Origin of the sequence: Marichromatium gracile (genome assembly GCF_004343155.1) — a bacterium.
Taxonomy (GTDB): domain Bacteria; phylum Pseudomonadota; class Gammaproteobacteria; order Chromatiales; family Chromatiaceae; genus Marichromatium; species Marichromatium gracile.
On the sequence record NZ_SMDC01000006.1, the window covers coordinates 96,446 to 120,732 of the forward strand.

At 68.9% G+C, this 24,287-nt stretch carries 21 protein-coding genes and 1 tRNA gene; 16 read left to right on the forward strand and 6 right to left on the reverse strand.

Going from position 1 to position 24,287, the window contains the following annotated elements; all coding sequences use genetic code 11:
- Nucleotides 1-78: 78 nt before the first annotated feature.
- The 3 genes from EDC29_RS10330 to EDC29_RS10340 are packed head-to-tail and all read left to right on the forward strand — an operon-like array spanning nt 79 to nt 2,029.
- On the forward strand, nt 79-573 hold the full coding sequence (locus EDC29_RS10330) for a 6-pyruvoyl trahydropterin synthase family protein (RefSeq protein WP_123143026.1): 495 nt from the start codon (nt 79-81) through the stop codon (nt 571-573).
- Nucleotides 570-1,271: an SDR family NAD(P)-dependent oxidoreductase gene (locus tag EDC29_RS10335; protein WP_123141633.1), complete on the forward strand. Its 702-nt coding sequence runs from the start codon at nt 570-572 to the stop codon at nt 1,269-1,271. Before EDC29_RS10330 ends, EDC29_RS10335 begins: the two co-directional genes overlap by 4 nt.
- Nucleotides 1,268-2,029, forward strand: coding sequence for an SDR family NAD(P)-dependent oxidoreductase (locus EDC29_RS10340; protein ID WP_123141634.1), 762 nt, complete (start codon nt 1,268-1,270; stop codon nt 2,027-2,029). Before EDC29_RS10335 ends, EDC29_RS10340 begins: the two co-directional genes overlap by 4 nt.
- A 36-nt stretch (nt 2,030-2,065) precedes the next feature.
- On the opposite strand, the gene EDC29_RS10345 is transcribed toward EDC29_RS10340, so the two are convergent.
- Together EDC29_RS10345 and EDC29_RS10350 are read right to left on the reverse strand one after the other, a co-directional pair.
- Nucleotides 2,066-2,485 (reverse strand): SCP2 sterol-binding domain-containing protein, encoded by a 420-nt coding sequence (locus EDC29_RS10345; RefSeq protein ID WP_123141635.1) that lies wholly within the window; start codon nt 2,483-2,485, stop codon nt 2,066-2,068.
- A gap of 98 nt (nt 2,486-2,583) precedes the next feature.
- Nucleotides 2,584-4,101, reverse strand: coding sequence for a Ppx/GppA phosphatase family protein (locus EDC29_RS10350; protein ID WP_132229759.1), 1,518 nt, complete (start codon nt 4,099-4,101; stop codon nt 2,584-2,586).
- A gap of 523 nt (nt 4,102-4,624) precedes the next feature.
- Between EDC29_RS10350 and EDC29_RS10355 the strand changes: the two genes are divergently transcribed.
- On the forward strand, nt 4,625-6,241 hold the full coding sequence (locus tag EDC29_RS10355) for a methyl-accepting chemotaxis protein (RefSeq protein ID WP_123141637.1): 1,617 nt from the start codon (nt 4,625-4,627) through the stop codon (nt 6,239-6,241).
- A 48-nt stretch (nt 6,242-6,289) separates the two neighbouring features.
- On the opposite strand, the gene EDC29_RS10360 is transcribed toward EDC29_RS10355, so the two are convergent.
- The 3 genes from EDC29_RS10360 to EDC29_RS10370 form a co-directional block, all read right to left on the reverse strand.
- The gene (locus EDC29_RS10360; RefSeq protein WP_123141638.1) at nt 6,290-7,318 is read right to left on the reverse strand and encodes a GGDEF domain-containing protein; all 1,029 of its coding nucleotides are present in this window, start codon (nt 7,316-7,318) and stop codon (nt 6,290-6,292) included.
- 8 nt (nt 7,319-7,326) lie between these two features.
- On the reverse strand, nt 7,327-7,800 hold the full coding sequence (locus tag EDC29_RS10365) for a L,D-transpeptidase family protein (RefSeq protein WP_326491010.1): 474 nt from the start codon (nt 7,798-7,800) through the stop codon (nt 7,327-7,329).
- Between the two features lie 227 nt (nt 7,801-8,027).
- Nucleotides 8,028-9,224, reverse strand: a complete 1,197-nt coding sequence (locus tag EDC29_RS10370) for a class I SAM-dependent rRNA methyltransferase (protein ID WP_132229761.1) — start codon at nt 9,222-9,224, stop codon at nt 8,028-8,030.
- Between the two features lie 250 nt (nt 9,225-9,474).
- Between EDC29_RS10370 and EDC29_RS10375 the strand changes: the two genes are divergently transcribed.
- Nucleotides 9,475-11,526 (forward strand): thioredoxin domain-containing protein, encoded by a 2,052-nt coding sequence (locus EDC29_RS10375; RefSeq protein ID WP_132229763.1) that lies wholly within the window; start codon nt 9,475-9,477, stop codon nt 11,524-11,526.
- Between the two features lie 86 nt (nt 11,527-11,612).
- Nucleotides 11,613-12,503 carry an SAM-dependent methyltransferase gene (locus EDC29_RS10380; protein ID WP_132229765.1) on the forward strand — a complete coding sequence of 297 codons (891 nt, stop codon included), beginning with the start codon at nt 11,613-11,615 and terminating at the stop codon, nt 12,501-12,503.
- Here the strand turns inward: EDC29_RS10380 and EDC29_RS10385 are convergent.
- A complete protein-coding gene (locus EDC29_RS10385; protein WP_123142153.1) occupies nt 12,497-12,988 on the reverse strand; it encodes a methyltransferase family protein in 492 nt (163 codons plus the stop codon). The two genes, EDC29_RS10380 and EDC29_RS10385, sit on opposite strands and share 7 nt — an antisense overlap.
- A gap of 142 nt (nt 12,989-13,130) precedes the next feature.
- Between EDC29_RS10385 and ybgC the strand changes: the two genes are divergently transcribed.
- From ybgC to EDC29_RS10435, 10 genes are all read left to right on the forward strand, one after another.
- The gene (gene ybgC, locus EDC29_RS10390) at nt 13,131-13,577 is read left to right on the forward strand and encodes a tol-pal system-associated acyl-CoA thioesterase (RefSeq protein WP_132229767.1); all 447 of its coding nucleotides are present in this window, start codon (nt 13,131-13,133) and stop codon (nt 13,575-13,577) included.
- Nucleotides 13,578-13,583: 6 nt separating this feature from the next.
- Nucleotides 13,584-14,258 carry a protein TolQ gene (tolQ, locus tag EDC29_RS10395; RefSeq protein WP_123140536.1) on the forward strand — a complete coding sequence of 225 codons (675 nt, stop codon included), beginning with the start codon at nt 13,584-13,586 and terminating at the stop codon, nt 14,256-14,258.
- A gap of 20 nt (nt 14,259-14,278) precedes the next feature.
- Nucleotides 14,279-14,722: a protein TolR gene (gene tolR / locus EDC29_RS10400; protein WP_005223674.1), complete on the forward strand. Its 444-nt coding sequence runs from the start codon at nt 14,279-14,281 to the stop codon at nt 14,720-14,722.
- A 2-nt stretch (nt 14,723-14,724) separates the two neighbouring features.
- A complete protein-coding gene (tolA, locus tag EDC29_RS10405; RefSeq protein ID WP_132229769.1) occupies nt 14,725-15,987 on the forward strand; it encodes a cell envelope integrity protein TolA in 1,263 nt (420 codons plus the stop codon).
- Between the two features lie 15 nt (nt 15,988-16,002).
- Complete coding sequence (gene tolB, locus EDC29_RS10410) at nt 16,003-17,304, forward strand: Tol-Pal system beta propeller repeat protein TolB (RefSeq protein ID WP_132229770.1); 1,302 nt, start codon at nt 16,003-16,005, stop codon at nt 17,302-17,304.
- Between the two features lie 12 nt (nt 17,305-17,316).
- The gene (gene pal / locus EDC29_RS10415) at nt 17,317-17,853 is read left to right on the forward strand and encodes a peptidoglycan-associated lipoprotein Pal (RefSeq protein ID WP_123142149.1); all 537 of its coding nucleotides are present in this window, start codon (nt 17,317-17,319) and stop codon (nt 17,851-17,853) included.
- Between the two features lie 10 nt (nt 17,854-17,863).
- On the forward strand, nt 17,864-18,706 hold the full coding sequence (gene ybgF, locus EDC29_RS10420) for a tol-pal system protein YbgF (protein WP_132229772.1): 843 nt from the start codon (nt 17,864-17,866) through the stop codon (nt 18,704-18,706).
- Between the two features lie 44 nt (nt 18,707-18,750).
- Nucleotides 18,751-18,826 (forward strand) — tRNA-Lys (locus EDC29_RS10425).
- A gap of 494 nt (nt 18,827-19,320) precedes the next feature.
- Nucleotides 19,321-21,579, forward strand: coding sequence for a tetratricopeptide repeat protein (locus EDC29_RS10430; RefSeq protein ID WP_132229774.1), 2,259 nt, complete (start codon nt 19,321-19,323; stop codon nt 21,577-21,579).
- Nucleotides 21,580-22,274: 695 nt separating this feature from the next.
- On the forward strand, nt 22,275-24,227 hold the full coding sequence (locus tag EDC29_RS10435; protein WP_123140583.1) for a sensor domain-containing diguanylate cyclase: 1,953 nt from the start codon (nt 22,275-22,277) through the stop codon (nt 24,225-24,227).
- The last annotated feature ends 60 nt before the right edge of the window (nt 24,228-24,287 follow it).

The following is a 24,287-nucleotide window of genomic DNA, read 5'->3' on the forward strand; positions in this document are numbered from 1 at the left end:
CCGACGCCCCCACATGGAGCCATGGACCCAACAACCCGAGGACGGCGCGCGACGCCAACCAGCCGGAGACCCCAAGCAGTGGCAAAGCATCCCCTGACCCGTATCGAGATCAGCAAGGAATATCTGAATTTCAGCGCCGGACACTTCACCATCTTCTCGTCCGTTGCGCGTGAAAACCTTCATGGACACAACTTTCGGGTCCGCTGCGCCGTGACCGCCGGGATCGGCGCCGATGGCATGACCTTCGACTACGTGGTGCTCAAGCGCGTGCTGCGCGAGCTGTGCGACGCGCTTGACGAACGCATGCTGTTGCCCGAACTCTCGCCGTACCTGCGCATCGAGCGCGGCGAGGGCATGGTGTTCGCGTGCTTCGATCGCGAGCGCATCCCCTTTCTCGAACGCGACGTGCTGCTGTTGCCGTTGCGTAACGTGACCATCGAGGAACTCGCCGAGCTGTTGCTGGCGCGGCTGCGCGATCGCCCCGAGCTGATCGGCGCCGACGTGCGCGGTATCGAGCTGGGGGTCTCGTCGGGGCTCGGGCAGTGGGCCTATTCAACCTGGGAGTCAGAATGAATCGATTGATCGTCACCGGTGCCAGCTCGGGGATCGGGCGCGCCATCGCCACGCGTTTCCTGGTCGACGGCTGGAGCGTACTCAATCTCTCGCGTCGTCCCTGCCCGGATGCGGGCGTCGACAACCTCGCCTGTGATCTGGCCGCTCCCGGCGCGCTGGAGCAGTGTGCCGGGGCGCTGCAGGAGGCGCTCGCCGGTGCCGAGCGGGTGTGTCTGGTGCACAATGCCTCGGTGATGCACGCCGATCGCGCCGATGCGCTCGAGGCCGAGCACCTGCGCGCGGTACTCGAACTCAACCTGGTGGCCGCCGCCACCCTCAACCGGCTGTTGCTGGGGCGGATGGGTGCCGGTTCGAGCGTGATCTATATCGGCTCGACCCTGGCCGAGAAGGCGGTGCCCGGGGTGGCGAGCTATGTCATTGCCAAGCACGCGCTCGCCGGGATGATGCGCGCAACCTGTCAGGACCTGGCCGGGCGCGGCGTCCACACCTGCATGATCTGTCCCGGTTTCACCGATACCGAGCAGTTGCGCGGGGTGATCGACGGCAATGACGAGACCCTGGCGGCCATCACCGGTCTGAGTGCCTTCGACCGGTTGATCGAGCCCGAGGAGATCGCCGAGACCGTGGCCTTCGCCGCCGGCGCGCCGGTGCTCAACGGTGCACTGATCCACGCCAACCTCGGACAGCGCGAGCGATGAGCGCGACGACGCCACGGGTGGTCTGTGTCAGCGGCGGCACCTCGGGGATCGGCGCGGCGCTGGTCGGACGCTTTCTCGAACTCGGCGCGCGGGTCTACACCTTCGGTCGCGACCCCGAGCGCCTGGCGCGGCTGCGCGCGGCGCACCCCGAGGCGGTCGTTGGCGAGCGCTTGCTGGCGCTGGCCGGGGACGCGACCGACGCGGCCTTTCGCTCGCGGCTGGTCGAGGAGATCAGGACGCGTGACGGATGTCTCGACGTGCTGGTCAACAACGCCGGGGTGATCCTCGACTCCGGCACCCTGGAGGCCGATCTCGACCAATGGCGCGCGACCCTTGAGATCAATCTGGTCGCCCCCTTTGCGCTGACCCAGTGTGTCGCGGCCTTGCTCGAGCACAGCGCTGCTCCGGTGGTCATCAACCTCTCCTCGGCCTGCGCCGGGCACCCCTTCGCCAGCTGCACCTCGACCAGCTACTCGGTCAGCAAGGCCGGACTCGACATGCTTACCCAACGCCTTGCGCTCGCCCTCGGCGAGCGTGGCATCCGCGTCAACGGCGTGGCCCCGGGGGTGGTCGATTCGGAGATGTGGGGCGAGGCGCGCGCGCTGATGGCCGAGACGGTGGCACGGCGTCATGTGCTCGGCGCCGAGGTGGTGCGCCCCGAGGACGTGGCCGACGCGGTGGAGTTTCTCGCCTCGGCGCGGGCGCGCCTGATCACCGGCGCGACCCTCAAGGTCGACGCCGGCTATACCCTCGGATGAGGGCGGCGGGCGCGGGTGCGCGCCCGCCGGACTGAATTACTTCAGCTCGTCGGTGTCGACCTGGTGCATCAGGCCGAAGCACTTGATGAAGGGGTTGGCCATGCGCGGATCCTTGAGCATCGCCTTGTAGTCCCCGACCAGGAACTTGAGCTTGCCGGTGGCGAAGGCGCTACCCAGGCCCATCATGCCGACGCCGTTCTCGATCCACTTCAGCCAGTCCTTGAGGTCGGCGCGCATGTCCCAGTTCGCCGCCGGTTCGCTCTCGCTCCAGGCGCCGGCGTGCACGCACTCGCCCTTCTCGACCACGAACAGACCGCGCGGGGTCTCCTCGTTCTTGAAGCCGCAATAGACCACGGAGTTGAAGTCGATCTCGGCGAGGCGATCACGCACCTCGGGCTCGGCGTTCCAGGCGTCTTTGAACTGCTTCATCCAATCATCGGAAAAGAGAGCGGCCATTGGTTCCATATCCTCCTGTGGATTACTGCAAATGGGTGCCGGCCGATTCTATCAGGAACCCGATCACGGGATGGGCCGTCGTTGGAACGGCGACGGGATTACTCGAAACGCAGCGAGAACCCGGCGCTCGCCAGCCGTTCGGCCTCTTGCTCGAGCTCCAGCCGGTTGAGCGGATGCGCCTCGAGCCAGCCGTCGGGGAAGCGCAGCACGAGCGCGCGCTCGCCGGCCTCGATCTCGGGGCAGGGCTTGCGCTCGCCGGAGCGGGCGCGGCGCATCAGCACCGCCAGGCGGAGGATCAGACAGAGCCACTCGGTACTCTCGCGCAGTGATTCGGGCAGTGACTGGATCTCCTGGGTGGGGAACTTGCGCCGGTGCCCGAGGACCAGGGCGGCGAGCACGGCCTGCTCGCGCCGGGTGAAGCCGGGCAGGTCGGCGTTGCGCAGCAGATAGGCGCCGTGCTTCTGGTATTGGCTGTGGGCGACCAGCAGCCCGATCTCGTGCAGCCGCGCTGCCCAGCCGAGCATCAGCTGGTGGGTTGGGTCCTGCAGCGACCAGGGCGCGGCGAGCTGGCGTAGCAGGTCGAGTGCGCTGGCGCGCACCTGTTGGGCGTGGGTCTGGTCGATCTGGAACTGACGCGAGAGGGTGGCGACGGTGCGCTCGCGCACGTCCTCGTGCTGGTCGCGCCCGGCCATCTCGTAGATCAGCCCCTCGCGCAGGGCGTAGTCGCAGACCTGCAGGTGCTCGATGCCGAGGGTCTCGAAGATCGCGCACAGCACCGCCACGCCGCCGGCGAACACCGGGCGGCGCTCCTCCGAGAGCCCCTTGAAGTCGAGCGCCGCGACCCGCCCGCGTGCGACCAGGGCCTCGCGCAACCGGCTCAGCGCGGCCGCCGAGATGCCGTCGTCGCACCATCCCTCGGCGCGCACCACGGCGGCGATCGCGCGGATGGTCCCGGAGGTGCCCACGGCGGTCTGCCAGCGGCTCTGGCGGAAGAGCTCGCGCACCGGGCGGACCTCGAGCGCGCCGGCGAGCGTCGCCTTCTCCATCGCCCGGGCCGTGATCCGCCCGTCCTCGAAATAGCGCCGCGACATGCTCACGCAGCCCATGTGCAGGCTCTCGCGCAGCCGTGGCGAGAAGCCCATGCCGATGATGATCTCGGTGCTGCCGCCGCCGATATCGACCACCAGCCGGCGCTCGGCCCCGGCGGCCAGGCCGTGCGCCACGCCGAGATAGATCAGTCGCGCCTCTTCGCGTCCGGCGATGACATCGACCGGGTGGCCGAGCGCGGCCTCGGCGCGCTCGACGAAGCCGCACTTCGGGTTGATCTGGCGCAGGGTGTTGGTGCCGACGGCACGTACCGTGCCCGGCGGCAGGCTGCGCAAACGCTGGCCGAAGCGCTCCAGACAGGCGATGGCGCGGGCCTCGACCTCGGGGTCGAGGCTCTTGTCCGGACGCAGCCCGGCACCGAGCCGGACCATCTCCTTGAGCCGATCGGTGATGCGCATGTGACCGTCGTCGACCTGAGCGACGATCATGTGGAAGCTGTTGGAGCCGAGGTCGACGGCGGCGACTACCTGGGGCTCGGGGTTGGCGGGTTGCGGGGCGTCTGCGGGCATCGGCTGGATCCGGCGGAGAGAGTCGAGGCGCGAAATGGTAGCAGAAGCAACCGTTGGGCCGTCATCTCGGCATCGCCCGGTGGTGCGATCGGCACGGTGTGGGGGTGGTGAGTCATCTCACAGTTTTGAAAGAAAAATTCGGATTGCAGGGCTTGTTTGACCGCTGTCAAACTCGGTGTGGCATGTCCTTGCGTGTGGTATGGCTTAGGTGCAGAGTCACGGGTTGCTGGATTGCGCGTGTCGCGCGAGGGAATAGAATGCGTTCGAGCTTGGCGGGGCCTGCCGACGAAGTAGGGGCCCTGGCTTGGGATTCAAGCGGTTCGACTGGACGGGGGATGTCCGGGAGCAGAAACCGGCCTTGATCGCGGGCGAGAGACTCGACGCCCCGGGCGTTCGGAATGGGTGGCCTGTGGGTGCATTCTGTCGGGGAATCCGTCCTGTCGCGATCAATCATCAACAAATCAAACGCGCTCCAGAGTGGCCGATTTCGACCGCCATTGACGAGGACTCACAGGTATCCGACATGCGACGTATCAATGACCTGCCGATCTGGGTGCGCCTGATGGCCGCCATGTGGCTGATCCTGGTGCCGGCCTGGACCGGCATGATCTTCTGGGCCGCCAACGAGCAGCGCCAGACCGCCATCGATCAGGCAGCGGCCTTCGCCGACACCCTTCACGAGATGACCATGGCCGGGCTCACCACCCTGATGATCACCGGTACCATCTCCCAGCGGGCAGAATTCCTCGATCAGATCGTCGAGCTGCGCAACCTCAACGACCTGCGGGTGCTGCGAGGCCCCGGGGTCGCCGACCAGTATGGTCCGGGTACCGAGGACGAGCATCCGCGCGATGAGATCGAGCGTGAGGTCATCGCGACCGGCGAACCCTACATGGAGTTGTCGGAGGACGGCAGCGTGCTGCGCTCGGTGGCGCCGGTGTTCGTGCGCAAGGACTATCTCGGCAAGAACTGCACCATGTGTCATTCGCTGCCGCCGGTCGACTCGGTGCTCGGTGCGGTGAGCATGGAGATCAGTCTCGACGACGTCAACGCCAGTGTCGAGCGGTTCGGTATCAGCATCTTCACCGTCGCCACCCTGCTCAGCCTGCCGGTGCTGCTGCTGCTCTATATCTTCACCTCGCGCTTCGTCACCCGACCGATGCGCCAGATGACCATGGGGCTGCGCGGTATCGCCGACGGCGATGGCGATCTCACCCATCGCCTGCCGGTGAAGGGCAGCGACGAGATCGGTCAGGCCTCCAGCGCCTTCAACGCGATGATGGACAACTTCCGCGATCTCATCGGTCGGGTGCTCGCCTCCACCACGCAGTTGACCCAGGCCGCGCGCGACCTCGAGTCGATCACCGACATCACCGACTCGGGCTGCCGCCGGCAGCGCTCCGAGGTCGATCAGATGGCCACCGCGATGAACGAGATGAGCGCCACCGCGCAGGACATGGCGCGCAACGCCCAGCAGGGCGCCGAGGCCACGCGCGAGGCCAACGAGGCGGCGCAGGCGGGTACCGAGGTGGTCTCCGGCACGATGAAACGCATCGAGCAGCTCGCCGAGGAGATCCAGGACGCCTCGACGGTGATCCGCGACCTCGGCGCCGACAGCGACGAGATCGGCAAGGTGCTCGATGTGATTCGTGGGGTCGCCGAGCAGACCAACCTGCTCGCGCTCAACGCGGCGATCGAGGCGGCGCGCGCCGGCGAGGCCGGACGCGGCTTCGCGGTGGTCGCCGACGAGGTGCGCAACCTCGCCAATCGCACCCAGAACTCCACCCAGGAGATCCAGGCGATGATCGAGCGGTTGCAGCAGGCCAGCCGTCGCGCGGTGAGCGTGATGGACGAGAGTCGCGATCATGCCCAGGTCAGTCGCGAGAGCGCCGCCGAGGCCGAGGCCGCGCTCAACGCCATCACCCAGGCGGTGGCCACCATCAATGACGTCAACAGTCAGGTGGCGAGCGCGGCCGAGGAGCAGAGCGCGGTGGCCGAGGAGATCAATCGCAACGTCACCTCCATCTCCGACGTCTCCGACCGCAACGCCGAGGGCGCCAAGCAGACCACCGACGCCTCGGACCGGCTGGCCAAGCTCGCCGCCGAACTCGAGGCCCTGGTCGGCCGTTTCCGCATCTGAGTCCGTTCGGGGCCTTGTCCCGTCACGCCGCCCGGCGTGGCGGGGCGCTCAATCGGCAGCGGGCGTCTCTCCCACCTCCACCCGATCACGACCCGCCGACTTGGCGCGATAGAGCGCCCGGTCGACGCGCTCGATCAGCTCCTCGGGGCGTTCGTGCGCACGCGCCTCGACCACGCCGATCGAGGTGGTCACCGTGCCCACCCCGGAGGCCGGCGGTTTCTGGCGGAAACGGATCGCCGAGACCTGCTTGCGCACCTGCTCGGCCAGCGCCACGGCCCGTTCCAGCCTCCCCTCGACGATGATCGCGAACTCCTCGCCACCGTAGCGGGCGACGAACACCTGCTCGTCGCGCAGATCGGCGAGCAGCTGACCGGTGATCTGCAACACCCGGTCGCCCATCAGATGACCGAAGGTGTCGTTGCACTGCTTGAAGTGATCGAGATCGAGCAGCAGCAGGCAGGTCGGCTGCTCCGGGTCCTGGAGCGCGCGCAACAGGGCGTGGTCGAAGGCGCGGCGGTTGGGGATGTTGGTCAGCGCGTCGACCAGGGCGCGCTGCTGGGTGCGGGCGAGCTCCTGCTTGAGCAGCTCGACCTCGTCGCGGGCCGATTGCAGCTCGCCCTGGAACTCCTGGTGCATGCCCTCGACCGCACGGGTGTCGGCGAGCAGTTGCGAGAGCGTCTCCTGGATCAGCATCGGGTCCGATGCCTGGTCGAGGATCTGGCGCGCCTCGCGCAGCGAGTCGCCGTATTGCTGCGAGCCGGCGAGGTTGCGGGCCACCGCGCGGGCGAGCTGGGCGACCAGACTGACGAGCAGGTTCTGCGCCTTGGGGTTGTTGGGCAGATAGTTCTTGATGAAGTACTTGAAGAACAGCGATTCGCTCTTCTTCGCGCTGTAGCTGCCGGAGACCGGGAACTCGGCGAGCAGCTCGCGGCTGAGTTCGGGGTTGAGCCCCTGGACGTGGGCATACCACAGCGCATAGTTGTAGGGCGTGGGCGGGATGCCGCGCTGGACCATCAAGGGGATGGCCTTGCGCAGATAGTCGGCCGAGGTCTCCAGGTCCTCGTTGAATTCCAGCATGTCTCGACTCACGGCAGGATGCGGATCGGCGTGCCGTTGCGCACCATGCGCCAGATCTCGTCCATCTCGTCGTCCTGGACCGCGATGCAACCGTCGGTCCAGTCGCGCGTGGCGTATTCGCGGCGCACCTGCTCGGAGCGGATGTGGTTGGGCTGGCCGTGGATCATGATCATCCCCCCGGGGTCATGGCCGAGCAGCCGCGCGGTGGCGCGGTCGCGTTCGTTGGGGTAGGAGATATGGATCGACTTGTAGAAGTTGCTGCGCGGGTTGCGCCAGTCGAGCACATAGTCGCCGATCGGGGTGCGCTCGTCGCCGGCGCGGAACTTGTGCCCCACGGGCGCATCGCCGAGCGCCACCCGGTAGCTGCGCAGCAGGGTCTCGCCGTGCCACAGCTCGAGGCTGCGCTCGGACTTGCGCACCACGACGCGATCGGCCTGGTCCGGCATCGGCCCGGGGGTCCCGGCACAGCCGGCGAGGAGCACGATGAACAACAGGATTAGCCACGATTGGTGTGCTGCGGGTGCGCGCCGCTGGGGGCCGGGCGGGTTGGACGAGAGACACGAGGCATCGCGTGGCATCGCAGGGTCCTGGTGGAGAGGTCGATTTCGGCTAGGTGAGGGTGCGAGGGTGGAATTCTAAGCACGGCGCCGCTGCATGCACAGTGCTTTTCGACACCGCGCACATTCGTGCGCGGTGTCGCCGGGTCTGCTCAGAAGTGGGGCAGGGCGCGCATGAAGAGGGTCTTGAGATAGGCCGTCTCGGGGATCGCCGGGTGCACCGGGTGATCCGGTCCCTGCTGACCGACCTCGAGCAGCTGCAGGCTGCGCGCGCTCTTGCGCGCGGCCTGCTGCACGGTACGCTGGAAACCGTCACGGCCCATGTGGAAGGAACACGATGCGGTGACCAGCAGGCCGCCCGGTTCGAGCAGGTCGAGGCCCAGACGGTTGAGGCGCTGGTAGGCCTGGGTGCCGTCCTTCTCGTCCTTGCGACGCTTGATGAAGGCTGGTGGGTCGAGGATCACGGTGTCGAAGCGCGCGCCCTGATCGCGCAGCTCGCGCAACACCTCGAAGGCATCGCCCTGCAGCGGCTCGATACGATCGCTCAGGCCGTTGCGCGCGGCATTGGCCGCGACCCGTTCGAGGGCGCTGGCCGAGGCGTCGACGGTGGTGACCCGGCGCGCGCCGAGATGCGCCGCGCGCAGACTCCAGGCGCCGACATAGCTGCAGACATCGAGCACCCGCTCGCCGACGCCGTAGCGCCCGAGCCGCTGACGGTTCTCGGCCTGGTCGAAGAACCAGCCGGTCTTCTGCCCGGAGAGTGGTGCGACCTCGAACGCCAGTCCGCCCTCGTCGAGCACCAGGGTGTCGGCCGGTTCGCCGAGCGCGATCTCGACCTGTTGATCGAGCCCTTCGAGCGCGCGCACCGCGGTGTCGTTGCGCAACACGATCGCACGCGGGCGCAGCACCTGCTCGAGCGCGGCGAGCAGCTCGCCGCGCACCCGTTCCATCCCGGCGGTGGTGATCTGCACGCAGAGCAGGTCGCCGTAACGATCGACGATCAACCCCGGCAGCCCGTCGCTCTCGCCGAAGATCAGCCGATAGTAGGGCCGCTCGTAGAGCCGCTCGCGCAGCGCCAGGGCATCGCGGATGCGCTGGATCCATAGCGCCGGGGTGAGGTGCTGCTCCGGGCTGCGGCTGACCAGCCGGGCACAGATCAGCGAGTGCGGATTGACATAGCCGTGTCCGAGCCAGCGCTCGCGATTGCTGAGGATCTCGATTGCCTGACCGGGCTCGAGCTGCTTGAGCGGGGTCGCCTTGGTGTCGATCTCATTGCTGTAGATCCAGCAATGCCCGGCGAGCAGCCGGCGCTCCTGGTCCTTGCGCAGCAGGATGGGTTGGGGGTTCATCGTTGGAGCTCTACCGTTGTCTGGTGATCGTCTGCGTGTTCGGTGCGGCGTTCGTGTCTCGGGACAGGGCGGGCACGGCCCTGACGCTCGCTCCGGTACGCCGCCGTCGGCGCATGTCGGCCATCAAGACTACCAGAAGCGCCGATCGCGCGAGCCGGCATGGAAAGGTCGCGCTCGTGCTCCCACTCTTGGAGGACAGACCCCGGACCCGTTCGTCCAATCATCGCGACAGACCAGCAGAGGTGAGTCCATGCCGAGCGTCACGCCCCCCGCCGCAGGCGGCCGCAACCGTCTCGATGGGGCCACCAGCCCCTATCTCCAGCAACACGCCGACAACCCCGTCGACTGGTGGCCCTGGTGCGACGAGGCGCTGGCACAGGCACGCGAGCAGGACCAGCCGATCCTGCTCTCGATCGGTTACTCTGCCTGTCACTGGTGTCACGTGATGGCGCACGAGTCCTTCGCCGACCCCGAGGTCGCGAGCCTGATGAATCGCGCCTTCGTCAACATCAAGGTCGATCGCGAGGAGCGCCCCGACCTCGACGGGCTCTATCAGCGTGCCCACCAGCTGCTCAACGGTCGTGGCGGTGGCTGGCCGTTGACCGTCTTTCTCTCCCCGCACGATCTGCGCCCCTTCTTCGCCGGCACCTATTTCCCGCCGACGTCGCGTCACGGCCTGCCGGCCTTCACCCAGCTGCTCGTCGGGGCCGAGCGCGCCTACCGCGAACAGCGCGACAAGATCCTCCAGCAGGGCGAGAACCTGGTCGAGGCGTTCGCCGGGCTCGAACCCGAGCCCGGCGAACGCCCCCCCGAGCGCAACCTGATCGGTGCGGCGCTGAACCAGCTCGCGGTGAGTTTCGATCCCAGGCACGGCGGTTTCGGCGCCGCGCCCAAGTTCCCGCACGCCCCGGAGCTGGCGCTGTTGCTGCGTAGCGCGGCGCGCGGTGATCGCCCCGGCGAGGATGCGCCCGGACCGCTGGAGATGGCCCGCGTCAGCCTCGAGCGGATGATCCGCAGCGGGCTCAACGACCAGCTCGGCGGCGGCTTCTGTCGTTACGCCGTCGATGCCCAGTGGATGATCCCCCACTTCGAGAAGATGCTCTACGACAATGCCGCGCTGCTCGCGCTCTGCTGCGACCTCCACGCCTGTACCGGCGAGCAGCTGTTTCGCAGCGCCGCCGAGTCCACCGCCGATTGGGTGCTGCGCGAGATGCAGTCGCCCGAGGGGGGGTATTACTCGAGCCTGGATGCCGACAGCGAGGGCGAGGAAGGGCGCTTCTATCTGTGGGAGCGCGAGCAGGTCCGGGCGCTGCTGCCCGAGGCGGAGTATCGCCCCTTCGCCGCGGTCTACGGGCTCGACCGTCCGCCGAACTTCGAGGGCCGCTGGCATCTGCACGGCCATCTCACCCCGGCGGCGGTGGCCGCCGCCCAGGGGCTGACCCTCGAACAGGTGCAGTCGCTGCTCGGCGCGGCGCGCGCCACCCTGTTCGCCGCGCGCGAGCGGCGCGTGCGCCCGGGCCGCGACGACAAGGTGCTCGGTGCCTGGAACGCGCTGATGATCGGCGCCATGGCCCGTGCCGCGCGGGTGCTCGAGCGCGACGACTATCTGGAGTCGGCCGAGCAGGCGCTCGGCTGCGTGCGTGAGCGACTGTGGCGCGATGGCCGCTTGCTGGCGAGCTATCGCGACGGTCGCGCGGCCTTCGACGCCTATCTCGACGACCACGCGTTGCTGCTCGCCGCAGTGCTCGACCTGTTGCAGACGCGCTGGTCGAGCGCTGATCTGGCGTTCGCCATCGAGCTGGCCGAGACCCTGCTCGCGCGTTTCCACGACCCCGAGGCGGGCGGCTTCTGGTTCACCGCCCACGATCACGAACGCCTGATCCACCGCACCAAGCCGCTCGCCGACGAGACCCTGCCCGCGGGCAACGGGGTCGCGGCGCTGGCGCTGCAGCGTCTCGGCCATCTGGTCGGCGAGCCGCGCTATCTCGCCGCCGCCGAGGGCACGCTGCGTCTGGCCGCGACCGCGATGCGCCGGCTGCCCCACGCCCACGCCACCCTGCTCTGCGCCCTCGACGAATGGCTCGACCCACCCGAGCAGTTGGTGATCCGCGCCAGTGACGAGCTGTTGGCGAGCTGGCGGCGCGAGGCGCAGCGCGGCTATCGCGCCGATCGACTGGTGTTTGCCATCCCCGAGGACGCCGAGTCGTTGCCGCCGGTGCTCGCGGCCATGGCACCCGGGCCGCGTCCGCGGGTCTATCGCTGTATCGGCACCCACTGCGAGGCGCCGCGCGAGCAGCTCTGAGCCGCGCGCCGCCTGTCCCTGATGCGCCGCCCCCGGCGGCGCGGTATCGAGACCAATGGATCGCTGCTGCGATCGAGGAGCCCTGGATGACCCGCAACCCACCGCGCCGCGCGCTCGCGCTGCTCGACTGGATCTACAACCCGCTGCGCCGGCTGTCGGTGAGCGCCGTCTACGACCTGCTCGGAACCGACTCCCCGGCCGCCGGCGGGCACTATCTCAACCTCGGCTACTGGGCCGAGGCCGACGAACTCGACGCCGCCTGCCGCGCCCTGGTCGATCTGGTCGGTGCGCGCGCCGGCATGGCGCCGGGCAAGCGGGTGCTCGATCTCGGCTTCGGCTTCGGCGAGCAGGACCTGCAGTGGATGCGCACCCTCGGCCCCGAGGCCATCGTCGGGCTCAATGTCACCGGCTCGCAGGTGGCGCTGGCGCGCGAACGGGTGGCCGCCGCCGGCGAGTCGGCGCGCATCGACCTGCGCCAGGGCTCGGCCACCGAGCCGGGACTCGAGCCGGGGTCGTTCGATATCGTCGTCGCGCTCGAGTGCGCCTTCCATTTCCGTACCCGCGAGCGCTTCTTCGCCGAGGCGCTGCGGCTGTTGCGTCCGGGCGGGCGGCTGGTGCTCGCCGACATCCTGCCGCTGGCGCCGGCCGAGGGCTGGCCGCGGCGGCTGGCGCAGCGGTGGTCGTGGCGCGAGGTCGCCACCAAGTTCGCGATCCCGGCAGAGAACGCCTATCCGCGCGCCGAGTACGCCGAGCGGCTGCGTGCCTGCGGCTTCACCGGGGTCGAGGTCGAGTCGATCCGCGACCGGGTCTATGCCCCGCTGCACGCCTATCTGCGCGCCAATCCCGAGCGGCTCTCGACCCTGCCGCCGGCGCTGCGCACGGCGGTGCGCTTCGGGCTGTGGCTCGAGCCCGAGACCGTGTTCGCCGGACTCGACTACGTGCTCGCCAGCGCCGAGCGTCCGGCGACGGATCAGTAGATCCAGGGGATGAACTTGCTCACCCGGCGGGCATAGTCGGCGTACTCGGGGTGGCGCTCGCGCAGCCACCCCTCTTCCTTGCCGGCCTTGTAGTCGAAGAAGAGGAAGCCGATCACCAGGATCGCCAGATGCGTCAGGCTGAGGCTGAACAGCACCCAGGCGAGCGCGGCGAACAGCTGGCTGCTGTAGAGCGGATGGCGCACCAGGGCATAGATCCCGTGCTGGACCAGCTGGTTGTGCTCGACCGGGTAGGGTAGCGGGGTGAGATAGTCGCGGATGTGCATCGAGCCGACCGCGCCGAGCACCATGGCGAAGGTGCCGAGCGCGATCAGCACCGCCCAGCGCAGCGGCGCCATCGCCTCGAGGATGCCGGGGGTGAGCCAGGGGTTCCAGCTCGGGGTGAGGACGAAGCCGAAGAAGAGCACGAACTGGAGGGCGACGAGGTGCTCGCCGCGTCGGCCCTGGAGACGGGATAAGAGGGACATGATGACTCCTTGCGCGATGGGTGATGGGTGGTCGGTGTGGCCGCCGGTCGGTCGTCGGTGCCGGCTGCGGGATGCCGGATGCGGCGGTTTTCGATACACTGCCGGTCCTTGAGAATCAAGCCATCCGGTGATTTCGAGTTCCGTGCCCACATCCAGCCAACCCGCCCAGTCCGGCTTCATCTGGCCGATCCGTGTCTATTACGAGGATACCGACGCCGCCGGCGTGGTCTTCTACGCCAATTATCTCCGCTTCTTCGAGCGTGCGCGCACCGAATGGTTGCGTGAGCTTGGCTACGAGCAGGACGAGCTGCGCGCACGCGAGGGGGTGTTGTTCGTGGTGCGTCGCGTCGAGATCGACTATCTCGCCGCAGCGCGCTTCAACGAGCGGTTGAACGTCCATACCCGGCTGAGCCGGATCGGCGGGGCGAGCATGGCCTTTGACCAGGAGTTGGTGCGCGAGGCCGACGGCGAACTCTGTTGCCGGGGCACGGTCAAGGTGGGCTGTATCGATGCCGCGGGCGAGGCGCTGCGCCCGACGCGCATCCCGCCCCGGCTGCTCGCCGACATTCGCCGCACGGTCGCGGAGTGACCCATCATGACCTCTGATCTGTCGTTGTTGGCCCTGGTGATGCAGGCAAGCCTGGTGGTGCAGCTGGTGCTGCTGATCCTGGTGCTCGCCTCGGTCGTCTCCTGGACCATGATCATCGATCGCGCGCGGGTGCTCGGTCGGGCGCGCAAGCTCGCCGACGCCTTCGAGGAGCGCTTCTGGAGCGGCGGCGATCTCAGCGCACTCTACAAGGAGCTGGGACAGGATGGGCGCAGTGCGCGCGGGCTGGCGGCGATCTTCCGTGCCGGCTTCAAGGAGTACGTGCGCATGCGCAAGGCCGCCGGCGTCGACCCGATGACCGTGCTGCAGGCCTCCGAGCGGGCGATGCGGGTGGCGCTGAGTCGCGAGCTCGACCGGCTCGAGAACAACCTCGCCTTCCTCGCCACGGTCGGCTCGATCAGCCCCTATGTCGGACTGTTCGGCACCGTCTGGGGCATCATGCAGGCCTTCCACGCCCTCGGTAACGTCGAACAGGCGACCCTGGCGCTGGTCGCGCCGGGTATCTCCGAGGCGTTGATCGCCACCGCCATCGGCTTGTTCGCCGCCATCCCCGCGGTGGTCGCCTACAACCGCTATACCGATCAGGTCGAGCGCCTCAGCAACCGCTACGAGGAGTTCATGGAAGAGTTCTCGACCTTGCTGCAACGTCAGGGGCGGGGCTGAGCCCCGGGAGTATCCGAGCCTTGAGCAGACGCGCGCGCAGTCGCAATCGCCGCCGCTTGGTGGCCGAGATCAACGTCGTCCCCTATATCGACGTGATGCTGGTGTTGCTGGTCATCTTCATGGTGACCGCCCCCATGATCACCATGGGGGTCAAGGTCAACCTGCCGCGTGCCCAGGCCGGGGCGGTCACCTCCGAGAGTGGTGACTCTGTGGTGATCAGCGTCGATCAGTTCGGTGACTACTACATCGACATCGGCGAGGACCGCGACCAACCGGTGGGCGAGGAGGCGCTGTTCGAGCGCATCGGCAAGGTCCTCGACTACGCCCCGCAGACACCGGTGCTGGTCAAGGGCGACAGCGCCGTCGACTATGGTCGGGTGGTCAACGCGATGGTGATCGCCCAGGCCGCCGGGGCCGCCGAGGTCGGACTCATCACCCTGCCGCCGGAGCATGACGGACCCTGACCATGTTGCAGATCCTGCGGCGTGACCCCGGGGCGCTCTACTGGTCGCTGGGGCTGCATCTGCTGTTCGCGCTGCTGCTGTTCGTCGGCGTGCGCTTCACCCAGGACGCGAGCAACGGCGGCGATCGCCCGCGCGTGGTCCAGGCCAGCGTGCTCGGCGACCCGGCACTGAGCGCCCGTGTCCAGGAGGTGCGCGAACGGCTCGATCCGGAGGCGCGCGCCGAGGCCGAGCGTCGCGCCGCCGAAGAGGCCGCACGTCTTGAGGCGGAGCGCCGCGCCGCCGCGGAGGCCGCCCGTCGCGAGGCCGAACGTCAGGCCGCCGCGGCCCGTGCCGAGGCCGAGCGTCGCGCCGCCGAAGAGGCCGCACGCCGTGAGGCGGAGCGCCGCGCCGCCGAGGAGGCCGCTCGTCGCGAGGCCGAACGTCAGGCTGCTGCGGCTCGCGCCGAGGCCGAGCGTCAGGCCGCCGCGGCCCGCGCCGAGGCCGAGCGCCGTGCCGCCGAAGAAGCCGCACGCCGTGAGGCGGAGCGCCGCGCCGCCGCGGAGGCCGCCCGTCGCGAGGCCGAACGTCAGGCCGCTGCGGCCCGTGCCGAGGCCGAGCGCCGTGCCGCTGAAGAGGCCGCGCGCCGTGAGGCCGAGCGCCGCGCCGCCGCGGAGGCCGCCCGTCGCGAGGCCGAGCGTCAGGCCGCCGCAGCCCGTGCCGAGGCCGAGCGTCGCGCTGCCGAAGAGGCCGCACGCCGTGAGGCGGAACGCCGAGCTGCGGAAGAGGCAGCCCGCCGCGAGGCCGAACGCCAGGCCGCTGCGGCGCGCCAGGAGCGCATCGAGCGCGAGGCCGAGCAGATGGCCGAACTCGAGCGGCAGCGATTCGAGGACGAGATCGCGCGCGAGGCCGAGCGACTCGAGGCCGAGGCGGCCGAGACCGAGACCGCGCGCCGATCGCCGCCGGTCGTCGCCGGCGGCGGTGGTGGCGGGCTGAGCAGCGCCGAGCAGCGCCAGGTCGACTACTACAAGGGCGTGATCGGGGACCGTGTCCGCCAGCACTTCGCCTATCCGCCCGGTATGTCCGAGGGGCTGAGCGTGGAGTTCGAGGTGCGGGTGACCTCGGCGGGTTACATCGTCCCGGGGAGCGTGGCGATGCAGCGCTCCAGCGGCACCCCGGCCTTCGATCAGGCAGCGCTCGCCGCGCTGTGGCGCGCCGAGCCGCTGCCGGTGCCCAGCGGGGCGCTCTTCGACCAGTTCCGTGAATTCACCTTTACCTTCCGACCCTGATCAGGGGGGCGTGTCATGACCCGATCCATCTCATCGTTGCTCATCCTCTGCGCCTTCCTGGCGGTCTTGCTGCCCGGCACCGCGCTGGCGCGGCTGAACATCGAGATCACCGGCGGGGTCGAGGCCGCGCAACCGATCGCCGTGGTGCCCTTCGGGTTCGCGGGAGGCGGGAGCGCCTCGGTCGATCCCGGCGCGGTGATCGCCGCCGATCTCGCCCGCACCGGTCGCTTCGCGCCGATGCCGACGCGCGACATGCTCGACCAGCCGACCTCCCACGAGGAGGTCGATCTGCGCGACTGGCGCCTGCTCGACATGAACAACCTGGTGATCGGGCAGGTCGTACGCGAGGGTGCGCGCTACCGCATCAGCTTCATCCTCTACGACGTCTTCCGCGGCGAGCGTCTGGCCGGCGCCACCCTGACGGCCACCGCCGCCGGTCTGCGCAACGCCGCGCACCGCATCGCCGACCAGATTCACGAGACGCTGACCGGCATCCCTGGCGTGGCCGCCACCCGCATCGCCTATATCAGCGCCACCGGCCGCGGCGAGAACGCCCGCGTCACCCTGCAGGTGGCCGACGCCGACGGCTACAACCCGCAGGTGATCGTCTCCTCGACCGAGCCGATCATGTCCCCGGCCTGGTCGCCGGACGGGCGCCGCATCGCCTATGTCTCCTTCGAGAGCCGCCGTCCGGCGATCTATGTACAGGAGCTGGCCAGCGGTCGGCGCGAGCGGGTGGCGAGTTACCCCGGCATCAACAGCTCGCCGGCCTTCTCGCCCGACGGACGGCGTCTGGCGATGACCCTGTCGAAGGACGGCAATCCCGAGATCTATGTGCTCGATCTCGACTCGCGCGCGCTCACCCGGCTCACCGATCACTTCGCCATCGACACCGAACCGGCCTGGTCGCCCGATGGCTCGCACCTGGTGTTTACCTCCGGGCGGGGCGGCAATCCGCAGATCTATCGCGTCCCGGCCAGCGGCGGGGCGGTCTCCCGGGTGAGCTTCGAGGGTGACTACAACGCCTCCCCGGTCTATGCCCCCGATGGTCGCTCGATCGCCATGGCGCGCCGGATCAACGGCGCCTTCCGCATCGCCTTGCTCGACGTCGAGCGCGGCTTCTCGCGTCTGCTCAGTCGCGGGCCGCTCGACGAGTCGCCGAGTTTCGCGCCGAATTCGAGCATGGTAATTTACGCCACCACCCATGGCGGTCGCGCGGTGCTCGCCGCCGCCGCCGTCGACGGCGGTGCCAATCAGCGTCTCACCCAGGGAACCGACCAGGTGCGCGAGCCGGCCTGGTCACCCATGGTGCAGTAAGGAGTCAGACTCATGCGCATCCACCCTTGGTCCCTGTTGCCCGGCGTTCTTCTGCTGGTGCTCGCCGGGTGCTCGACCACGCCTCGCCAGGGCGCCGACGGCGCCGCGGTGGACGGCGCGACAGGGACGCCCGGCGGCGGCGCCGGCGCGGAGGTCTCGACCGCCGGCATCGACGGCGAGGACGCCCGTTACGCCGGTCCCTGGGAGGACCCGGCCAACCCACTCTCCAAACGCGTCATCTATTTCGGCTATGACAACGCCGAGATCGCCCCCGAGTACGTGGCGCTGATCCGCACCCACGCCCGTTATCTCGGCACCCATCCGCAGGTGCGCGTCACCCTCGAGGGTCACACCGACGAGCGCGGTACCCGCGAGTACAACCTCGCGCTCTCCGATCAGCGCGCCGATTCGGTGCGCCGGGTGATGCTCGCCGAGGGGGTGCGCGCCGATCAGCTCGAGGTGATCGGTTATGGCGAGGAGCGTCCGGCCTCGCCGGGACAGAGCGAGTCGTCCTGGCGGCTGAACCGGCGTGTGGTCATCGAGTACTGAGGAGGCGCGAATGCGAGTCCTGCAGAGAGTTCGTGGCGGCCTCGGGGTCGTCGTCACCCTGGTGCTGAGCGCCGCCGCCGCGCCGGTACTCGCCGTCGACGCCCGGCTCGAGGACCGGGTGGCGCGGCTCGAGCGCGTCATCGAACACCAGCGTGGCTCGGACATCGAGCTCCAGCTCCAGCAACTGCAGAGCGAGATGCAGGCGCTGCGCGGTCAGGTCGAGGTCCAGCAGTTCGAGATCCAGCGTCTCGAGCGTCAGTTGCGCCAGCAGTCGATCGACATCGACGCCCGGCTCAACGGCGCCCGCGCGCGCCCCGAGACCCCGGAGCCGCCGGCCGCGCTCGAGGCCCCGGTCGATATCAACCAGCCCGAGCCCGCGCCGGTTCGACCGGCCACGCCCGCCGGCGGTCCCGGCGCCGGCGTCCCCTCGCTGCCGAGCCCGGAGACCGCCGCCGGCGACGAACGCGACGCCTACGGCAAGGCCTTCGATCTGCTCAAGGCGCGCAAGTACGACCAGGCCCGTGCCGCCTTCGAGTCGCTGCTCGGGCGCTATCCGCAGGGACGCTATGCCGACAACGCCCGCTACTGGCTCGGCGAGACCTTCTATGGTCAGCGCGACTACGACGCCGCGCTGACCGCCTTCGAGGATCTGGTGCGCCGTCACCCGGCCAGCCCCAAGGTCCCCGGTGCGTTGCTGAAGATGGGCTACATCCACTTCGAGCAGCGCGATTTCGAGCAGTCGCGCGCGCGCCTCGAACAGGTCATCGACAACTACCCCAACAGCACCGAGTCGCGCCTGGCCCGCGCGCGTCTGGCGCGGCTCGACGAGGTCGAGGGCGCTGGCGGACGCTAGGGTTTACATCGCGCCGATGGTTTACGTATAATTCTCGGTCTTCGGCGCCCTTAGCTCAGTTGGTAGAGCATCTGACTTTTAATCAGGTGGTCGTTGGTTCGAACCCAACAGGGCGCACCAGAAAATGCAACGGCCCGGACGTTCAGCGTCCGGGCCGTTTTTCGTTGTGTCCAGGGCTTTCCGGCCTGCTTGAGCGAGAGGGGCGTCCCTCTCTCCGCCCCGAGCCCGAGGGTTGGGCATTTCCGGCCTGCTTGCGACGGTCTCGGGGCCGTTCATGATCACTCTCCCCGCGACCGTGCTCGGTCGCTGGCGCGCACCTGATGCCTTGAGATGCGTGTGGCGAGCCGCTGCATCGTCCGCCTCCAAGGCTGATACCGTCAGCTCTCGGGCAGGGCCATCGAGTCGATGCTCTCGTCCCTTGCGCATTGCCTGCCGTTGAGCAACGCCGCTTCGTCCTCAGGCCTGTCTTTGTGTTTCGATCGTTTCTGGCTATGGTTAGCGATCGAGGGTGTCGACCAAGGCGGGGCTGGGCTTGATCTCCAGACCCCGATGTCCGGTCGATCCGGCTCGCTTTGGGTTTTGCATACACGATATTGCGCGATGGAGTGCCTGCCATGGACTGGCTTCACGATCTGCTCGCCCGCGACGTCCTGCGTGGGTTGGGTGAGTGGTCCGATCATGCGATCCGGTGGATCGCGACCTTCTTCGACCAGCAGTCCAAGCCGCTCGCAACCCTCTCCGCCGTCATCACCGTGCTGATGGCGGTCGCCACGGTGTTGTCCTGGTTGAGGCGTCGGCTCGCCGTGGCGCGCGGTGCCGAGGCGCGGCTACTGCTCTCGACGCCGACCGACTCGGCCACCCTCAATCGCTATAGCGCGCGTGCGGTGACGGTGCTCGGGCGTGACCGCGAGTGGGGCGAGCTGCTGCGCTTTCTCAAGGCCGAGAGCGCCTTCTGCTGGTTACAGCTCGCCGGTTCCGGCGGACAGGGCAAGAGCCGCCTGGCGTTGGAGCTGATCGATCAGGCGCAGGGCAAGGGCTGGGTGGCCGGGTTTCTCGATGTCGAGGACATTCGCCGGTTCGGGGACGGTTGGACCAAGTGGTGGCCGGACCGGCCGCACCTGATCGTCATCGACTACATCATCGGCAGGGAGGCCGAGATCAAGCCGGTGCTGCAGGGGCTGGCGCGCCGTGCGCGGCTGATCCGCAGGCGACGGCGCGGTCGGGTACGCGTGCTGTTGCTCGAGCGTCAACGTTGGGACCGCGGCGGGATCGGAGGCGCGCGTCATGCCGTCGGCGGAGCCGACCCTGCGCCGGCGATCGCCGGCGAGGCGCGGGCCGAGTGGTTCATCCGTCTCGCCGAGCATCACGACGGTAGCGATGCGGTGCTGATGGAGAGTCGTTTCGAGCGTGGGGTGATCGAGCTGTGCAAGCTCGACCAGGCCGCGCTCGTCGAGATCGTCCGCGCGGTCGCGCGTCAGGCCGCGCCGGCGCCCGAGCCGATGCTGCCCGATGCGGCGCTGATCGCCGAGCAACTGGCGCGGATCGATGGCGAGGGGCGCCCGCTCTATGCCTATTTTCTTGGGCAGATGCTCGCCGACGGGGGCAAGAACACTGGCTGGCAGCGCGATGACCTGCTGGCCGCGACCCTCAATCGCGAGCAGGGCGCGCGCTGGCGGCGTTGTCTGGGGGAGGGCGATTTGCCCTGTCTCGGCGATGGCAGCGGCGCCGAGCGCATGGCGGTGCTGGCGACCATCACCGGGGGGCTCGACTGTGTCGACGCGGTGCGTCGGGGGTTGCTCTCGCCGTTGAGTTCGACCCTCCGGCGTCAGGTACTGGTGTTGGTCGACGGTTGTCTCGATCAGTGCGCCACCGGCCCCTCGCACCAGATTCCGCCGGTGCTGCCCGACCTGCTCGGCGAGTGGTTCGTGTTGAGCGCCTTCGACAAGGGGGTCGCCCCCGAGGAGTTGATGGACCGGGCCTGGCGTCTGGCGCCCCGAGCGACCGCAGGCTTCCTGCAGCGCATCGTCCAGGACTTTCCCGAGCACCCGGTGACCGCCCTGCTGCTGGAGCTGGCCCCGCCGGAGCCGCCGGCCTGGGAGGCCCTGGTCGAGGCCGCGTCGACGATCCTCGCCCATCTCCACCGGGCGCGCCGTCCCTTCCCCGAGCAGATGACGCGGGCGCTGATCGCCGCCGCCGAGACCGGCGATGGGCGAGCGATGTCGAACCTCGGGGTGTGCTATCACACCGGTCAGGGCCTGCCGGTGAATCTGCACGAGGCGGTGCGTTGGTATCGTCGGGCGGCCGAGGCCGGTGTCGGTCGGGCGATGACCAACCTCGGGCTCTGTCACGAGCGCGGCGACGGTGTCGTCGCCGATCCGGCCGAGGCGGTGCGCTGGTATCGCCGGGGCGCCGAGGTCGGTCACGGTCGGGCCATGGTCCATCTCGGGGTGCATTACTCCACCGGCCAGGGCGTGCCGCAAAGCGTCGAGGAAGCGGTGCGCTGGTACCTCCAGGGCGCGCGGGCGGGAGACGGTCGAGCGATGGCGCTGCTGGGCATCTGCTATCAAGGCGGGCAGGGCGTGGCGCGCGACATCGACGTGGCGCTCGACTGGTTCCGACGTGGCGCCGAGGCCGGCGATTGCGGTGCGATGGTCAGTCTCGGGGTCTGTTATCACACCGGCCAGGGTGTGCCGCTGGATCTGCGGATGGCCGAGTGCTGGTATCGGCGCGGGGCCGAGGCCGGCAGCGAGGTCGCCAGACAGCGGTTGGGCCTGATCCAGAGCGAGACGGATACGGCCCGGCCCGAGGTCGCCGCACTCGGGGTGGAGGACATCCGCACCTCGCAGCCGAACTTCACCTATATCCAGGCGTAACGCGCCACGCCTCGCTGTGGTCGCATCTGGCCCGTCGGGGCGCGGCCGCCGTGCGCGTCGCCGCGCCGCACCGCCCGACCATCAGCAGTCCACCCGGCTCGTTACGAGCGTCGCTCCCGGAGTGGGCTGCGGCGCTCGGTCGCCGTCTCTTTGGCCATGACCGCGACTCTCTGATGAAAAGACAGGTCAGCTAGACGTTCATTCCTCCTCTAGATGGCCCCGTTGCAGGATGCCGGATTGCCGTTAGGCACGATGTGTGGCGTTGTCGTCCCTCCTTCGGGAGGGCTGCGTTGCGGTCTCGGTCGGCTGGAGTGGTCGTCGGGTCGATGCTCCGTCGGCGGACCGCTCGTCCGTCGCAAGCCGATCTTTTGGGGCACGTTCGACAAGGTTGTCAGCCATTCGCATCTCGGCTAGACCACGGTAAGGTGGGCCGGTGTGGCGCCGCCCGGCGGGCGTTTGCGGCGCTTCTGTCAAACTGCGGCGTTTCTCGGGCGTCAACGCCCGGTATACTGGGCCGCTTCGTTGCCAGTCATGCGGCGCTGGTCTGTCATGGATGGAGTCCGGCGCGTGATTATGTTTTGGTTGAGCAGGACATCGTGTCCATCGGGCCTGCGGCAGGCGGTGGGCGGTGGGCGCACAAGGATAGAGATGATTCAATGTCTCCAGCCGATTTTGCGATACGGGGCCGGCGCTGCATGGATGATCCCGAGTGGACCGCGCGGGCGGTACGGACGGCCCTGCGCGGCGATGTCGGCGAGCTGCCGCCGGCACCGGCGGCGGCGGTCAAGCTGCTGCGTCTGACCAACGACGAGAGCAGCGATATCGCCGCCATCTCGCGGGTGATCGAGACCGAACCCGCGCTCACCGCCAAGGTGCTGCAGGTCGTCAACTCCGCCTTCTACGGTTTTCCCCGACGTATCCGCTCGATCTCGCGGGCGGTCACCCTGCTGGGCTTTTCGGCGGTCCGTCAGGCGGCGCTGCACGCGTTGTTCTTCGAGGGCATGGTCGGGCGCGGCGGGCAGGGCGGTTTCGATCGCATCTACTTCTGGCAGCACTGTCTGCTGGTCGCCATCCTCAGCCGCAGCATCGGTGAGCGCGTCGGCCACCCCGACCCGGATGCGCTCTATGCCGCCGGGCTGCTGCACGATCTCGGCAAGGTGATCCTCGAATCGCATGGCCGGGTGCGCTACAGCGATTTTCTCGCCGCCGCGACCAACTCCGGCAACCCCATCCGCGACGACGAGCAGACCTTCTTCGGCGTCTCGCACGATCAGGTCGGTGCGGTGGTGTGCGGGGACTGGGATCTGCCGGAGCTGATCTGTCGGGTGCAGTCGCTGCACCATTGCGCGATCGCCGACAGCGGGCTCGACGCCGAGCGCGCGCGCGAGGTGGCGATCGTCTCGCTGGCCGACTTCATCGCCTGGACCCAGGGGATCGGCTCGGTCGATCTGGTCGGCTGCCCGCTGCTCGCCCCCGAGGTGCCGGCGCTGATCGCGCTCGATCAGCTCGACCTGGCCGAGCTGCTCGCCCAGGCCGATCGCGAGGTGAGCGAGATCGGCGGCTTCTACGGTGTCCGCTTCCCCTCGGTGATGCAGCTGCGCGCGAACATGATCAATACCGCCATCGGGCTGTGTCGCCACGATGCGCCGCCGTTGCCGTACGGTGGGCGCAGCAGCCATACCGCGCCGCACCATAGCCTGGAACCCGACGAGTTCATCCCCACCACCCTGGAGGCGTTGCGCGCCGAGTTCGGCATCGAGCAGCTGCTGATGATGCAGATCGAGTCGCGCCGTCGCAGCCTGGTGACCACCCACGCCCTGCCGCGGGCGTTGCTGATGCGCGAGACGGCACCGATCGAGCTGAGCATCCCAGCGCTCACCGGCGATCTGGTGCGCGCGCTGCGTGCGCGTCAGCCGGTGCTGGTGCCGGATACGCCGGAGAACCTGCGGCTACTCGACCGGCTCGGGTTGCAGCAGGCCGCGGCGGTGCCGGTGTTGAGCAATGGACGCATCCTCGGGGTGCTGTGGCTCGGCGGCGGTGAACAGCCCTTCACCCTGCGCCTGCTCGAGGAGGTGGGGGTGGTCGCCGGCGAGCTGGGGATCGCGATCGAACGCAGCCAGACCTTCGCCCGCGAGCGGACCCGGGCGCAGATCGATGCGCTCACCCGGCTGCACAACCGCAGCGTGATCGACGAGTATCTCGACAGTACCTTCGCCCAGAGTGCCGAATCGGGGCGCGGCTTCGCCCTGGGGCTGCTCGATATCGACCGCTTCAAGGCGTTCAACGATCGTTTCGGCCACCAGACCGGCGATGACGTGTTGCGGATCGTCGCCGACACCATGCGCGGCCTGACCCGACCGAGCGATTTCCTCGCCCGCTACGGCGGCGAGGAGTTCCTCTTCCTGCTCCACGACACCGGCGGGAGCGGGGCGCTCAACTATGCCGAGCGCATCCGCCACCAGATCGAGCGCCGCGGTCAGCTCCTCGGTGAACGCTTCCCCGGTCATGCCCTGACCGCCAGCATCGGCGTGGCGCTCTATGATCCCTCGCAGCCCGACCCGAAGACGTTGATCGCCACCGCCGACCGCGCCCTCTATCGCGCCAAGGAGACGGGCCGCAACCGCGTGGTCGCGGCCTGGATGGAGTAGGGACGCCCCAGCCGCCAGCCGCCAGCCGCCAGGATCGAACCGCAAAGCCGCGAAGCGCGC